Below are 13,547 nucleotides of genomic sequence, written 5' to 3' on the forward strand. Positions count from 1 at the left end.
TGGACACGTTTACGAGCTACGCCGCTCTTTCGTTCCAGGCCAGAGGGGGTACCCCCTCTGGCCTGGAACGGTTCTGATATATCTCCATCGGCTTCTTGCCGTCAAAAGCAAAATGCGGACGTCGATTGTTGTAGAAATCGAACCACCAAGCCAAGGCTTGCCGCAGTTCGCTTCCGGTTCCCATCTCACGCAGGTAAGCACATTCATATTTCAACGAACGCCACAGACGCTCGATCATCACATTATCCATCCATCGGCCTCGACCGTCCATGGAGATACGAATTCCAGCCTCTCTGAGCGTCCGTGTGAACTCGTAGCTGGTGAACTGTGATCCCTGGTCGGTGTTGAAGATTTCCGGCACCCCATAACGATTCAGGGCTTCTTCCAAGGCAGACACGCAGAAATCAGCATCCATCGTGTTTGAGAGCCTCCACGACAGGACGGCCCGACTGTGCCAGTCCATGACCGCCACAAGGTATAAGAAGCCGCGTGTCATGGGGATATACGTGATGTCGGCACACCAAACCTGATTGGGCTTCGTAATCGCCTTGTGCCGCAGCAAATACGGATACGTCTTATGTTGCGGATGCGGATGGCTTGTCTTTGGCTTTTGGTAAATCGCCATCAGGCCCATTTTACGCATCAGACGTCGTACCCGTTCACGACCGACCCTTTGCCCTTCGTCTCGTAGGGTATTACGCATCTGTCTGGAACCGAAAAACGGCAGCTCCATAAACAACTCATCGATTCGGCGCATAAGGGCCAGGTTGGCCGGAGATTCGCCGATCGGTTCGTAGTAGTACGTCGATCGGTACAGCTTGAGAATTCGGCATTGCCGCCGGATACTGAGCTCGGGGTGAGTCTTGTCGACCACCTCTCGCCTTCGCTCACAGCTCAAATTTTGGCGAAGGCTTGTTGCAAAAAATCCTTCTCCACCGTGAGCTGGCCAATCTTGGCGTGAAGCTCCTTGATCTGGGCCCCGTTATCCTGACGGCCGACGGCCTTGCCTGAAAAGGACGCCACGATCCCTTCCTTGGCCTGCTTCTTCCACTGGGAAACCTGATTGGGGTGTACGCCGTACTTGCTGGCGAGTTCCGACAGGGTGTGTTCCCCGGACAGGGCATCCAGGGCGACTCGGGCTTTGAATTCCGCGCTGAAACGTTTTCTCGTCTTGGACATGAATTGCCTCCTTCGGGCAGTTTATGTCCACCTTATCGAGTGGTCCAGTTTTCCGAGGCCACTTCTTTTGATATTGCTTGTGGGAATTGCCATACCTATATTGGCTTGGATTCTCCGCTCTCCCTCTAGAAATAAAAAAAGATGACAATACGAGGCAGCCACCTTGTCAATAAGTCAAGGTGGCTGCTTCATGAGCACCATGTAAGGAAGGGGCATGTTGTGTAGCCATGACCTCGGTTTTGTCCGTTTCGGCTGGCGGGACTACGACACCTTCACCAGCCGCTGGACCGCGCCAGACCCCATGGGCGACGCAGGCGGTGACCCGGACTGGTACGGGTATTGTCTGGATGATCCGGTGAACGGGGTTGACCCGTTGGGGTTGTTCCGGTTTGGAAAACGCCCGTTGGATTTCTTGCCTGATAGTTGGCACTGGATAGGTACTGATGGCTCGACTGCCGACAAAGGCAATTACGAATTGAAGCATGAACATGGCTTCTACGAAGATGGGAGTGACGATAATGTGGGGCTGTTTAAGGATGGTATTCAACGAGATCAAGATATCTCAAAATACAAACTTGACGAAACACACTTTGACGACAAGCGCATGAGACAGGCAGAAAAGAGCCTTGATCCGGGAAAGTATAAATTGATCAAAGGAGGAGGCGAGTCCAATAATTGTCAAGATTATGCCGATGCTCTGCGTGAACGTTATCGATTTATACGCAATGCGGAAAAACATTAACTCTATACACCCAGCCAGGAGAGACCTTTCCCTGGCTGGAAAAGATATACATGAAAAATTTCAAAATAATTCTCATTTGTATAGTCCTCGCAGGCGTATATTTTTATAATACCAACTGGTTTCAATCCTTTTTTTTATACGAACGTTTTTACGAAAACATAGTTGATGTGCCGTTCGATGTAACTAAGAAAGGAGAGACTCTTTCTATTCCACTCAACCACAAATTTAGTACTTGCTATGAGCTGAATGTGGCAGTTCCCGAGAAGAACCTTTACCACAATACACCTGTTGGCCCCGGAGCCCTGAAGTATAAATTCATTTCTGAAGGCCAAGTTCTCGCGGAGGGGCTGACGTTTCCAGCGGAGCGAAAAAACTTCACCCTTTATCGAGGGGTGTCTTTGATAACCATCCTGGTTTTTGATCTCCCTTTTCCCGGATCTGAAGAAGACTTGTCGCTTGAGTTGACTGTGGACACCCCCATGACCTTTCTCAATGAGTTCCAAGGCAAAATAAGGTGCAGCATTAGACCCAACTATAGTGCAGACAGAGGCGGATGCTATGAGGGAAAGATGAGGATTACCCAATAACATGTGCAGCATAATAGAGCCTGAATAGTATAATAAGCTGCTGACTGGGTTGGGCAGAAAGCCGATAAAGACTACGGCAAAGACAAGCCCACGGCCACAGAAGGAGTTCATGACGCCATGGGCAAGGTGATTGGAGTCAATTCGGGTATTGTCGGCGCGGCAGGTACAGCCGGTGCGGCTAAGGCTGCTCCCGGAGCAGTGGCGGGTGCAATGCAGCATCCTGAAAAGCTTGCGGCAGGCTCGAAGGCGTTTGCAGACTTTGCCTCAGGCTGGTTTGATCCAGGTCCGCCCTCCAACTCATTCTCAGGATATGCTGGAAGTGGTTTGCGCTTTCCCCCGAAATTCGGACCACCGGTTAAAGTGGAATCTGCGTCCTTAAACCGATAAGGAAGGACGTATGACAAAGAGCAACAAAAGACGGAAGCATTCGGATAAGTTCAAGGCCAAGGTCGCGCTGGAAGCTATCCGTGGCGTGAAAACGTTGGCGCAGTTGGCTGCGGAGTACAAAGTGCATCCCAACCAGATATCCACCTGGAAAAGGCAGCTCCTTGAAAATGCCGAAGGAATCTTTTCCGGTGGCAAGAAAGCCAAGAGCCAGGAGGAGGTCACCGCACCTTTGTTCGAGGAGATCGGTCGGCTCAAGATGGATATCAAGTGGCTTGAAAAAAAGTTGTAAGCCTGCCGCTTGAGGTACGCCGCCAGTGGATCAAACCGGATCGGGAGTATTCCATCCGGCGGCAATGCAAGTTGGCAGGCATTTCCCGCTCGGGGTTTTACTACAAACCTGCAGCCGAGTCCGATGAGAACTTGGCCTTGATGCGTCTCATCGACGAGCAGTATCTGCGTCAGCCGGATTACGGCTCGCCGCGCATGACGGATTGGCTGAAGACACAAGGCCATCAGATCAACCACAAGCGAGTTGAGCGACTGATGCAGCTGATGGGCTTGCAAGCGATTACTCCAGGGCCGCATACGAGTGTCCCCAACCCGGAGCATCCCGTGTTTCCTTATCTGCTGAAAGGAGTTGCCATTGAGCGAAAGAATCAAGTCTGGAGTGCTGACATCACCTACATCCCCATGCAGCGCGGCTTTCTGTATCTGGTGGCAGTGATTGACTGGTGGAGCCGATTCGTATTGGCTTGGGAACTGTCAAATTCCATGGACAGTTCGTTTTGCGTGGACGCACTGAGCAAGGCATTGCGCATCTCCACGCCAGAGATGTTCAATACGGACCAGGGAGCGCAATTCACGAGCCGTGAATTTACCGGCGTTTTGCAGAGCAAGGGCATTGCAATCAGCATGGACGGCAAAGGCCGTGCAATCGACAACGTATTTATCGAGCGGTTGTGGTGGACGGTGAAATACGAGGATGTTTACCCCAAGGCGTATTCTGATGGAATCGAGCTATACCATGGGCTTACGCGCTATTTTCGGTATTACAACGAAGAGCGCGGACATTCGTCGTTGGACAAAAGAACTCCCGCTGCCGTATACAGAGGCAACCTGAATGTTCATTGACTTGGCTCGCAGCCGTTGCTCCGCTCCGCCCTCGGCCCTTCGGGCCGCCCCTGCGGGGACGGGCTACGCTCCACAACGGCTGCGGCGAACCGCCTCCACGGAGGCACAAACTCGGACGCAGGACTCCACCTTAAAATGGCCGATCAGTGGTCCAAAGGATGGGGGGAGGCGCAGTTTTAAATGGATGTATAATAAACAAAAACAACGAAAGTAAGACAATCAATGAAGATCAAACTGGCAGAAATTGTGATGGGAGTCACTTTTATTGGAATAGGAATAATGGGCATGGAAGAAAAGGAACTATTCCATTATGATGTTCCTATTCCATTTCCAGATATTTTCAGTACACTTTGCTTCACTGTTGGAATTATGTGGCTTGTGGGACCCGCCATTATCCGATCAAGAAAACGCAATAAAGATTGAGACCTCTGCGCATCCCCTTTTCGCGTCCGTGCCTTGCGCTCCGCACCCAATTTGATGTTCTGACCGCACCCCAGCTTGGGCTCATTCCCGGCCTTTTCCTGCCATTTCTGGCCGAAATGCCGGATTTTGGACGCACCTCTCCCTTCAGGCTCGCGCCAGTCGAACAGCTTTTTTCAAATTGAACGCCATGGCGAGGATGTGGAACTCTCCCTCCACCTTCTCACGACCCACGTATCGGGACCGAAAGAATGCGTAGCCACGTTTGAGTGTGCCGAAGGCCCGCTCGACTATTTGCCGAATGCTGCTGATGTCACGGTTGCGGGTCTTTTCGAAGTCTGTCAGCCTGCCGCCACGAGGCGTCTTGTCCATGGTTCCGTCCTCCAAATCGCGATCAAACAGAATGTCCCGGTTCTTCCCGCTGCAATAGCCCTTGTCCGCATAAACCCGTGCGCCGGGATCAAGGCCGACGCCATTCACGAGCCGCTCGAATTCGCCCGTGTCCGAATGGTTCGCGGGAGTGATGTGACCACAGAGCAGAAACCCGTCTCGACTGTCCGTCGCGGCATGGAGCTTGTAGCCGTAATAGGCCCGATTTCTCTTGCGGAGCCAGGCCGCCTCCTCGTCATCCGAATAGCTGACCCGGCAGTCCACCGGCCCATCCTGTTCTTCGGCGTCCTCGGAACGGTCCTCAGGCATCACGTCGATAACCTTGCGCGGCCGCCGCTGCGACTCGACTACCGAGGCGTCCACCACGGCTCCCTCACGGACAAGAAGCCCTTGTCCTTCAAGCTGGCGGTTAAGCATGTCGAGCAAGGAGTCCAGCACCTTCAGGCGGATCAAACCGTTACGGAAACGGCATATGGTGGTCTCGTCCGGCACGTCGTCCTCGATGGAAAAACCGGTAAATCTGACAAAGGAGAGCCGGTCGAGCAGCGCCTGCTCCACGCCCGGATCACTCAGGTTGTACCAACGCTGCAAGAGCAGAATCTTGAACATCGCCAGAGGCGGATAGGCGGGATTGCCCACGGCGTTGGCCTTGCGCCTGATCTTCTTGCACAGAAAGGCGTTGATGGGCTGCCAGTCGATGAGTTCGTTGATCTCATCCAGAAATGTGGTCTTGGTTCTGCGGTGCCCCAGGAAGTAATCACCCAACCGAGGTCCTTTCTGCCGAATAGCCATGCCTTCCTCCTTTGGATGGAGAAATAATAGCATAATAAATCAAATAGTTAAAGAGTAAAAGTGTGGGATTTGCCGTGCAGAGGTCTCAGATTAGATAGAAATCAGAGAAACGAAGCTTTTGCCTTTTCGCTATTCCCCATCCTTATCAAAGAGATTCTTAAGGACGCTTTCTAAGAACCCTTTTTTGCAGCCGGTGAATGCCAATGTTCCCAACGGTCTGTTTGCTTTTCTTCTCCCCTCTGCTGCAGGCATGGCAGGAGCAACTGCAATCGGCGGCACTGGAGCATATACAGCGGCTAAAGCTGCTGACTGGGTTGGGCAGAAAACCGACAAAGACTACGGCAAAGACAAGCCCACGGCCACAGAAGGAGTTCATGACGCCATGGGCAAGGTGATTGGAATCAACTCGGGTATTGTCGGCGCGGCAGGTACAGCCGGTGCAGTTAAGGCTGCTCCCGGAGCAGTGGCGGGTGCAATGCAGCATCCTGAGAAAATAGCCGTTGGTTCAAGGGTGACAGCTGATTTTGTTACCGGGGGCTCTCGATCCTGGGCCACCGCCTACGTCTTGGGCTGGTGTAGGAGGATATGCTGTTAAGACTGGACTCGATCGGCATAAAGATAGATTTGGGAGATAATGTGAGGATTAAGATCGGAGAACTATTGGTAAGCCTCCTGTTCATTTTCAATGGGAGTGCGATGATTCTGACAGAATATTACAAAATTAAGGGGCATCCTGTTTATCCATGGGTTCCATATATGATATTGCTTGTGGGAATTGGAATTCCTGTTCTGGCCTGGTTTCTCCGTTCACCCAAACGCAATCAAGAAGATAAACAATAAACATCTGCCCAAGAGATGGTGCAGGTGCAGTGCCGCGTCTAAACTATCGTGTCGGGCTATGCGAAGCGCTAATGAGGAATAATATGGTCTGTGATAAATGTAGCAGTAAGGTGCGTAAGCACGATAAAAGAATCGCCGGATGGTTATGCATCATCATTGGAGTGTTCTCAGGCCTGCAGTTAAGCCCGACGCTGTCCTTCAAATTTGCCGGATCTCTGTATCTCTGGTTTATTTTGTTCATCGTGCCAGGCGTGCTGCTCGTAATATCGAAACCTCGGTACAATTATTGGTGTTCAAGGTGTAAAAGGATGGTTTCGGTTAAAGAAAGCCAGGAGCAGGCAGGTAAAGGGTAGCTGTGTAAATTACTGTAATACCTAACTTAGTACATGCGCTGGGGTGGGCATATCCATAATTCCCCTGGCTTGGTTTCTCCGTTCACCCAAACGCAATCAAGAAAAGGAAAAATAAAGAACCGCCTTACCGGATTGGCAAGGCGGTTTATTGTTAGCGGTTACTGAATGGGGTCATGCGGCCATGAGTTGATATGTCAATTCGTCCCCCTAGTCAGTGCTGGAATACCGTATTCCTTACGCCTGATATTTATCCAGAAAACGGCGCTCATCTTCAGCTGCACCAATGACAAGCAGCGAGGTGCCTTCGGTCAGCTTGACATTTGGGTCCGGGTTGATCTCCATCTCTTCTCCGCGCGACAGAGCGATCACGTTGCAGCCTGTATCGTCGCGAATATTGCTTCCAAGCAGCGTTTTGCCTGCAAGGGAAGGTCCTACCTCAACACGGAAGATATTCAGCCCCTCGGTCAGTGTCATGACCTTGCCCGGGCTCAGCAGGTTGATGATCGTATTGGCGGCCATGGTGGCGTACGACATGACCAGATCGGCCCCGGCTTTGTGCAGGACGGTGATGTTTCTGTCGAACGTCGCCCGGCTGATGATCTGGATGTCCGGCCTAAGCCGCCTGCAGTAAATTGTCAGGTAGATGTTCAGATCGTCGTTGTGCGTGGTGACGAATACAGAGGGGGCGCTATCGATGCCGGCGGCCTTCAGCACGTCGAGATCCGAGGCGCTGCCATGAATGTAGTGTATGTCGTCGTAAATGAGTTTGGGGTTCTTCTCCACGATCTTGTAGTCGATATTACGCTGTTCGAGCACTGCCGCCGCGGCTTGGCCTACACGCCCCCCACCGAGAATGAGCACAGGGGCTTCCATGGGTGGTGCCTCGCCAACAAACTTGTCATAGGTCTTCAGCTGTTGTTCGGTTCCAGCCAGAATCATAATGGCTTTTGAGCTGATGACAGTGTCGGGGCGGGCAGGGACCAGATGCCCATGCTCCCACAGGCCGACGATATTCATGCCGGTGGCGTCGCGCAGTCCGCAGTTCTTGACTGTTTTACCTACCAGCGGGGTATCCAGAGCAGGCGCTTCGGCTATGTTGAGCTGGCTGATGGTGCCGATGATGTTGCTGCGGGTGCCGGTTCCCAGTGTTCGCCGTGCAAGCATCTCGCCGAGCATGTTCATGAATTGGAGCACGTGGCTTGCCCCTGCCAGTTGCAGGATGTCGACGGATTCCTCGGAGTCGGCGTTGGCCACGACCTGCACATCCGCAGCTACCTCGCGAAGGGTGAAGGCGGCGTTGGTGTTCTTCATGTCATCGCTCAAAAGCACAACCATGGCCGCCTGATCGGCGCGTAGCAGGGAATATGTCTCGGGATTGTCGGCATCGCCCACCACCGCTTTATATCCTTGGTCAACCAGCTCCAGGGCGTGGTTCACTTCATCGACCAGAATGCAATACTGATAGTTGAACTGCCTGACTCGCGACGCAAGGCTGAGTGCGATCCTGTCGGAGCCGGTGATGATCAGGTGGCCCGTCGTATCCTTGGGCAGCTCTCTGGCAGCCCTCGATTTGCTCTGGGCCTCAAGGAAGGGCGCGTAGAAAAATTGAATGAAGGTGAACGGCAGCATCACCAGCAAAAAGACAATGCCTGACATGAGTACACAGAGCGAGAAGAGCTTGCCCAGATCGGAGGTGAAGGTGATATCGCCGAAGCCGAGCGTGGACATGACCGTCAGCGTCCAATAAAAACCTGTAATCCAGGAATAATATTGTCCTTCCATTTCCATTATCACATGGAACAGGAAGCTGTAGAGGGCGATGAAAAATGACAGAATCAGGACAAACCTGATGAGGGTATTCAGATTGCGTTGCGCACGACGGTCATGAAAAAAGTACAGCAACTGGGAAGGTATGAATTTCATTGCTCTCGCTCTGGTTTACGACCGATTCATTGTTCGATCATGAAGAATGTTGGCGATATTTATACAATTTCCGTCCGGCGCTGAAAAGGTAAATCATATTTAGGACGTGCGGAGGGGAGGGGCTATTATTCTTTCAGGCTAATCTTTTATTTCGGGATGTCGTTCATAAAACCCCTTCAGGGGCTCAAGAGAGGCATTACATGATGGGCAGAGGGCATTACTGGCTTCAGGATACTGCTTTTGACATGACGGGCATATTTTGAGGCCCTTTCTTGCATGATAGCGCAGCCGGTGTCCCCATATGCCATACCATATAAGCAAAAAGGCCAAACCACCCCACACCCAATTTTCATGTTCAGAAACGGGCAGTTCTCCATAAGCTGGGGTTCCCGGAGGGGTGAATATGCTTAAAAGCATTACGGAAACCCCGGCCAATACTGCCATCCATTTTATTTTAATTCCATTCTTACTCATTCAGCACCTTCATTTGCCCGTCTTCAGCATCACCAGAGTCGCCATAAATTCGATCACATAAAAGGTCATAGCTTGGCGTCTATATTCATGAAATTATAGATAATTTATTGGGTTGTCATTCCTTGCGATTGCGAGAGGGAGAGCGGAGAATCCAAGCTAAAGTTGGTATGGCTATTCCTGCCAGGATTAGAACCCAAGCAAAGAATGTCGGGTATATGATTGGCACATCGTAATGGTGCATAGTCCCATTTAACAAACCAAATATTCCTGCTGCAATGAGCGCTAGACCTAGGCCCAATTCCGACACTTTGATTCGCATTCTCTTCTTTTTCTCCAGTCGTTATACCCACCATATGCTTTACGCATTCCGCTTCCCAAATCCGAACAATCCCAACGGATCAGTTCCGTTCACCGGATCATCCAGACAATACCCGTACCAATCCGGGTCACCGCCCGCATCGCCCATGGGGTCTGGGGTGGTCTGTCGCCCTTATGAGGTAGCCGCTTTGTCAATGTGACTAAGCGGCTATTCATGCTGTTATTCCTTATTCTTGCGAGATGGAGATCTAAGGAACCAAGCAGCAATGGGAATGCCAAAGCCTACGGCTACGAGTACGGCACCAAACAGTCTCGGATAGAGTATTTGCACTCCCCATCGATACATCTCGTCACTGTCAATTCCAGACAGTCCGATAAAGATGAAGAGAAGACCCATTAGCAGTTCCCAGGATTTAACTCTTTTCAACGTCGTTTCCTCCATTGTTCCTCAAGCTCTTCATAGCCTTTTTGGGCTCCGCTTCCAACCACTCCAGCAGGGGTCTGCGGTGGCGGACCAGGGTCAAAAAAACTATAAACTAAGTCTGTTCCAGCAACAGTTTTGCCGGGGTGGCGGGCTGCTGCTACCGCTGCGGCCGGAGCCGCATTTGCCGCTCCAGCCGCACCAACAATGTCCGGCGCAGGAGTCGGTGGGTTTACAACTAGGACTGTGACCGATTATGCCTATGATGAATGGAGAAAGCGTAGATGAGAGTAAAGTTTTGGGAGTGGTTAATTGGGATCATGTTCACGCTGATTGGGTGCTACATGATTTGGACCAAGAACTACGAGATCAGGGGACATCCTGTTTATCCATGGGTTTCGTATCTAATTTTAGTTTTGGGAATTGCAATACCCATACTCGCTTGCTTCTTTCGCTCCCGAAACCAAGCCAATGACAAATGATAAAAAGCCCCGGAAACACCAATCTCCGGGGCTTTCTAGCATCAATTTATACGCAACTTTACACGCAAAAGAACAACAGGCTGCAGTACTAACTGTAACCGTTGAAATATCTGGCGTCCCCAAAGGGGGTTGAACCCATGTTGCCCGCGTGAGAGTGATCGGCCGGATTAAACACTTTATCAAACAATCTGAGATGCTTGATAAAATTCTTTCAAGCTGCGCACAAACCCAAGAAGCTCAAGACAATTTTTGAGACCAAAAGATTTCGACACGTTGAAATTGCACGAAGTTGAGGATAACCGCCCGCCAATTGAAGAAGAATGAGTATGCTCCTCAATTATATCAGGGATGCTTTCCGGCTTGATCTGAGGTGAGACTGTCAGCTTTTGCGGTCAAATATGAACACCCCGATGATGTTTGTCTTCGGGGTATTTCATATTAATACATCATTATGGGACTTGATTTACTTCCTGAGTTTCGAACCGCATGAGGGGCAGTTCCCAACAGATGTGTCATCCGAACTAAAAACTTCTCCGCACTTCGGACAAGTCGTCTCGTCGGGAACAGTTTTCGACATGGAGTTCCACAACAGGTAGAGACCTATCCCTATGGATACTGCGGCAGCAGGCACATTGAATGGACTGATATCTGCTTCAACACCGCCCTTAAATGACACTACAGGGTCATTAATCAAGCTTGCTCCAAATAGGACTAGCATTGCTCCAGCGATTAATTCCACCCAGCCGATTGGTGGGATCTTGTTTCTGTTTGGCTCACTTTTTTTACTCATGAATAGACTAGTTTTTTGCCCTTATTTTGAGGTTGGTCCTTCACAAAATTTCAAAGAGAAATAGCTTCAGAATGTGGGCGGTCGCGTTAATTGCCATTGCCCCCATTCTCGCCAAAGATTGATTACCTTCTAACGACTATATCCGCTATTGCCAATGAATGTAAGATTTTACTGTTAGGAGCTAAAGGCACAAAAGGAGGGTGAGTCTATCAGACAGCATTATCCCGGTTGGCTGGTCTCTCCGGTGGTCTGAAGTTCAACCTTGGCGGAAAATGCGTGTTTTTTGTCATTGCCGCCAGGCGTTATCCTTCCTATCTTGTCATCATGAAAAAGCGCATGGAATTCTATTTCTATCAAGGCATGGTGGCTCTTGATGTTACCGGTCCCCTCGACGTCTTTAACGCTGCTGACGAATTGCTATCGCGCAATGGTAAAGAGCAGGAGGGGTACGAACTGATATTTTCTGCCAGTGAGATTGGTCTGGTGCCCACTTTATCTGGGTTGAATTTTTATGCTGATGCTCTTCCAGGAATGCAAGAAGTCGATACGTTGTTGGTGCCTGGAGGGATGGTCGCCGAAACAGCATCCACTGATCCAGCAAATGTTTTGGCTATACGAAGGGCCGCCCGAAGGGCAAAGCGGATAGTGTCTGTTTGCAGTGGTGCTTTCCTACTGGCTGCGGCTGGGATTCTGGATGGGCGAAAAGCCACCACCCATTGGTTGGTGACTGATCGTTTGGCAGAACTCTACCCAGATATCCACTTGGAACCTGATGCCATCTATGTACAGGACGGCAGTGTAGCGACCAGCGCAGGGGTCACAGCTGGGATTGACCTCGCCCTTGCGATGGTGGAGGACGATTATGGCCCGGCATTAGCTATTGAAGTGGCGAGACTGCTGCTTCTTTACAGAAAGCGACCCGGGAATCAGAGCCAGTTCAGTGCCATGCTTGATTTGCAGGCTAAGGCAAGCAAGCGCTTCAAGCCCCTTATCGATTGGCTTGAAACCCACCTGGATCAAAAACTCACAGTGGACCAGTTGGCTGAAAAGGCACACATGAGTCCACGCACTTTTGCACGAATTTTTCGGTCGGAAACAGGAATGAGCCCAGGCCGATTCATCGAGCAGTTGCGAATTGATCGCGCGCGCGAACTGCTCGAATCAGGCGCAGAAGGGCTTGAACTGGTTGCACGCGAATCCGGTTTTGGCCGTGAGGAGCGGTTGCGTCGAGCCTTTCAAAGAAGGCTCGGCATCAGTCCAGCTCAATACAGAGCCCATTTTAAAACAGGAGAATAATATGACCACAGGTCTTACATACGGGATATTCATTTATGATCAGGTCGCAGAATTGGACTTCGTTGGGCCGCTCCAGGTTTTCGATGTCTCAAACCAACTGATGAAAGGTGGTCGGGTAGTGACTATCGGGCAGGATACGAAACCCCTTAGAGGGGTTGGAGGCTTGCAGATGATCCCTGATTACAGCTTTGAGGATGCTCCCAAACTCGATGTTCTGCTCTTGCCGGGGACCGCCGAAATTAATGAGTACGCTCTTGGCAATGACAAGGCTATCGACTGGGTGCGTGAGCAGTATGAGAAAGTTAATTGGATGACTGGAGTGTGCACAGGCGGCCTTATATTACAAAAGGCGGGCTTGCTTAAAGGACGTAAAGCCACCACGCATTGGATGCTTATGGATTCTCTGGCCAAAGACCCTGAGGTTCAGGAACTGCCCGACATGCGTTATGTCCGCGACGGTAATATCGTAACTTCGCAGGGGATATCTGCAGGCATCGACATGGCCCTATGGCTGGTAGGCGAGATTCACACTCCAGATCACGCACGATTAGTCAGGAAAATCCTTCAGTACGATCCAGCCCCTCCATACACAAGCGAAGTGTAAAGGAACTGCCTTCTAAAGCCTAAGCAGGCTCCTTACTGGCCCAGGCAGTAAATGAGCTTCTTAAATGCAGGCAGGAGGTGAGGCGAATCACAAAAAAAGAGGGCTACATCTTTCGATGTAGCCCTTAGAAATTCCGTGGCGTCCCCAAGGGGGTTTGAACCCCTGTTGCCGGCGTGAGAGGCCGGAGTCCTAGGCCACTAGACGATGGGGACAGAAGTGGTGGGTCGTACTGGGCTCGAACCAGTGACTCTCTGCTTAAAAGGCAGATACTCTACCAACTGAGTTAACGACCCGCCGTCTGAGGAAGGTATGTCTATCTATTTGGGCTTTTGCTGTCAAGCACAAATTACAAACAAAGTAATAAAAGTTTTTTAGCGCAAACCTTTGATTTAACATGATATTTAAAATATTTCTTGCA

The 13,547-nt window shown here is 50.8% G+C and carries 14 protein-coding genes and 2 tRNA genes; 9 read left to right on the plus strand and 7 right to left on the minus strand.

Going from position 1 to position 13,547, the window contains the following annotated elements; all coding sequences use genetic code 11:
- Positions 1-16: 16 nt before the first annotated feature.
- Positions 17-1,179, minus strand: a protein-coding gene (locus DPRO_RS09815) for an IS3 family transposase (RefSeq protein WP_097010279.1) whose coding sequence is annotated in 2 segments (ribosomal slippage) — positions 17-904 and positions 907-1,179 — 1,161 coding nt in all. Because the reading frame shifts where the segments join, the coding sequence is not laid out codon by codon here.
- A gap of 214 nt (positions 1,180-1,393) precedes the next feature.
- Between DPRO_RS09815 and DPRO_RS09820 the strand changes: the two genes are divergently transcribed.
- The 5 genes from DPRO_RS09820 (at position 1,394) to DPRO_RS09840 (ending at position 4,449) form a co-directional block, all read left to right on the plus strand.
- Entirely contained in the window at positions 1,394-1,921 is a 528-nt protein-coding gene (locus DPRO_RS09820; RefSeq protein WP_232005774.1) for an RHS repeat domain-containing protein, read from the plus strand.
- A 50-nt stretch (positions 1,922-1,971) separates the two neighbouring features.
- Positions 1,972-2,508: a hypothetical protein gene (locus tag DPRO_RS09825; protein ID WP_097011881.1), complete on the plus strand. Its 537-nt coding sequence runs from the start codon at positions 1,972-1,974 to the stop codon at positions 2,506-2,508.
- Positions 2,509-2,625: 117 nt separating this feature from the next.
- A complete protein-coding gene (locus DPRO_RS09830; RefSeq protein ID WP_197706507.1) occupies positions 2,626-2,895 on the plus strand; it encodes a hypothetical protein in 270 nt (89 codons plus the stop codon).
- Between the two features lie 10 nt (positions 2,896-2,905).
- Positions 2,906-4,026 (plus strand): IS3 family transposase gene (locus DPRO_RS09835; protein ID WP_456154009.1). Its coding sequence is split into 2 segments (ribosomal slippage): positions 2,906-3,181 and positions 3,184-4,026, totalling 1,119 coding nucleotides; the frame shifts between segments, so codons are not numbered across the junction.
- A 222-nt stretch (positions 4,027-4,248) separates the two neighbouring features.
- Positions 4,249-4,449: a hypothetical protein gene (locus DPRO_RS09840; protein ID WP_097011882.1), complete on the plus strand. Its 201-nt coding sequence runs from the start codon at positions 4,249-4,251 to the stop codon at positions 4,447-4,449.
- A gap of 144 nt (positions 4,450-4,593) precedes the next feature.
- Here DPRO_RS09840 and DPRO_RS09845 read toward each other — a convergent pair whose 3' ends face one another.
- Positions 4,594-5,661 (minus strand): IS5 family transposase, encoded by a 1,068-nt coding sequence (locus DPRO_RS09845; RefSeq protein ID WP_097010253.1) that lies wholly within the window; start codon positions 5,659-5,661, stop codon positions 4,594-4,596.
- Between the two features lie 160 nt (positions 5,662-5,821).
- Between DPRO_RS09845 and DPRO_RS09850 the strand changes: the two genes are divergently transcribed.
- Together DPRO_RS09850 and DPRO_RS20245 are read left to right on the plus strand one after the other, a co-directional pair.
- A complete protein-coding gene (locus DPRO_RS09850) occupies positions 5,822-6,223 on the plus strand; it encodes a hypothetical protein (RefSeq protein WP_157917433.1) in 402 nt (133 codons plus the stop codon).
- Positions 6,214-6,468, plus strand: coding sequence for a hypothetical protein (locus DPRO_RS20245; protein WP_097011884.1), 255 nt, complete (start codon positions 6,214-6,216; stop codon positions 6,466-6,468). The genes DPRO_RS09850 and DPRO_RS20245 overlap by 10 nt, the downstream gene beginning before the upstream one ends.
- Positions 6,469-7,055: 587 nt before the next feature.
- Here DPRO_RS20245 and DPRO_RS09865 read toward each other — a convergent pair.
- The 3 genes from DPRO_RS09865 to DPRO_RS20015 all read right to left on the minus strand — a co-directional run bounded on the left by DPRO_RS09865 (position 7,056) and on the right by DPRO_RS20015 (position 11,229).
- Complete coding sequence (locus DPRO_RS09865) at positions 7,056-8,744, minus strand: potassium channel family protein (RefSeq protein ID WP_097011886.1); 1,689 nt, start codon at positions 8,742-8,744, stop codon at positions 7,056-7,058.
- A gap of 138 nt (positions 8,745-8,882) precedes the next feature.
- On the minus strand, positions 8,883-9,218 hold the full coding sequence (locus DPRO_RS20010) for a hypothetical protein (RefSeq protein WP_157917434.1): 336 nt from the start codon (positions 9,216-9,218) through the stop codon (positions 8,883-8,885).
- A 1,684-nt stretch (positions 9,219-10,902) separates the two neighbouring features.
- Positions 10,903-11,229, minus strand: coding sequence for a zinc ribbon domain-containing protein (locus DPRO_RS20015; RefSeq protein WP_157917435.1), 327 nt, complete (start codon positions 11,227-11,229; stop codon positions 10,903-10,905).
- Between the two features lie 276 nt (positions 11,230-11,505).
- On the opposite strand from DPRO_RS20015, the gene DPRO_RS09880 reads away from it, so the two are divergent.
- Together DPRO_RS09880 and DPRO_RS09885 are read left to right on the plus strand one after the other, a co-directional pair.
- Complete coding sequence (locus DPRO_RS09880) at positions 11,506-12,525, plus strand: GlxA family transcriptional regulator (protein WP_232005775.1); 1,020 nt, start codon at positions 11,506-11,508, stop codon at positions 12,523-12,525.
- Position 12,526: 1 nt separating this feature from the next.
- A complete protein-coding gene (locus tag DPRO_RS09885) occupies positions 12,527-13,129 on the plus strand; it encodes a DJ-1/PfpI family protein (RefSeq protein ID WP_097011889.1) in 603 nt (200 codons plus the stop codon).
- A gap of 136 nt (positions 13,130-13,265) precedes the next feature.
- Here DPRO_RS09885 and DPRO_RS09890 read toward each other — a convergent pair.
- Both DPRO_RS09890 and DPRO_RS09895 read right to left on the minus strand, forming a co-directional pair.
- Positions 13,266-13,341, minus strand: a tRNA-Glu gene (locus DPRO_RS09890).
- A 5-nt stretch (positions 13,342-13,346) separates the two neighbouring features.
- Positions 13,347-13,422, minus strand: a tRNA-Lys gene (locus tag DPRO_RS09895).
- Between the last annotated feature and the right edge of the window lie 125 nt (positions 13,423-13,547).

This window comes from Pseudodesulfovibrio profundus, from assembly GCF_900217235.1.
GTDB lineage: Bacteria > Desulfobacterota > Desulfovibrionia > Desulfovibrionales > Desulfovibrionaceae > Pseudodesulfovibrio > Pseudodesulfovibrio profundus.

Bases quoted from the DNA above. Each gene is read 5' to 3' on its own strand.
- DPRO_RS20010 (WP_157917434.1), bottom strand. From the start codon at position 9,218: ATGAGTAAGAATGGAATTAAAATAAAATGGATGGCAGTATTGGCCGGG.
- DPRO_RS09845 (WP_097010253.1), bottom strand. From the start codon at position 5,661: ATGCTATTATTTCTCCATCCAAAGGAGGAAGGCATGGCTATTCGGCAG.
- DPRO_RS09825 (WP_097011881.1), top strand. From the start codon at position 1,972: ATGAAAAATTTCAAAATAATTCTCATTTGTATAGTCCTCGCAGGCGTA.
- DPRO_RS09820 (WP_232005774.1), top strand. From the start codon at position 1,394: ATGTTGTGTAGCCATGACCTCGGTTTTGTCCGTTTCGGCTGGCGGGAC.
- DPRO_RS20015 (WP_157917435.1), bottom strand. From the start codon at position 11,229: ATGAGTAAAAAAAGTGAGCCAAACAGAAACAAGATCCCACCAATCGGC.
- DPRO_RS09865 (WP_097011886.1), bottom strand. From the start codon at position 8,744: ATGAAATTCATACCTTCCCAGTTGCTGTACTTTTTTCATGACCGTCGT.
- DPRO_RS20245 (WP_097011884.1), top strand. From the start codon at position 6,214: ATGCTGTTAAGACTGGACTCGATCGGCATAAAGATAGATTTGGGAGAT.
- DPRO_RS09885 (WP_097011889.1), top strand. From the start codon at position 12,527: ATGACCACAGGTCTTACATACGGGATATTCATTTATGATCAGGTCGCA.
- DPRO_RS09840 (WP_097011882.1), top strand. From the start codon at position 4,249: ATGAAGATCAAACTGGCAGAAATTGTGATGGGAGTCACTTTTATTGGA.
- DPRO_RS09830 (WP_197706507.1), top strand. From the start codon at position 2,626: ATGGGCAAGGTGATTGGAGTCAATTCGGGTATTGTCGGCGCGGCAGGT.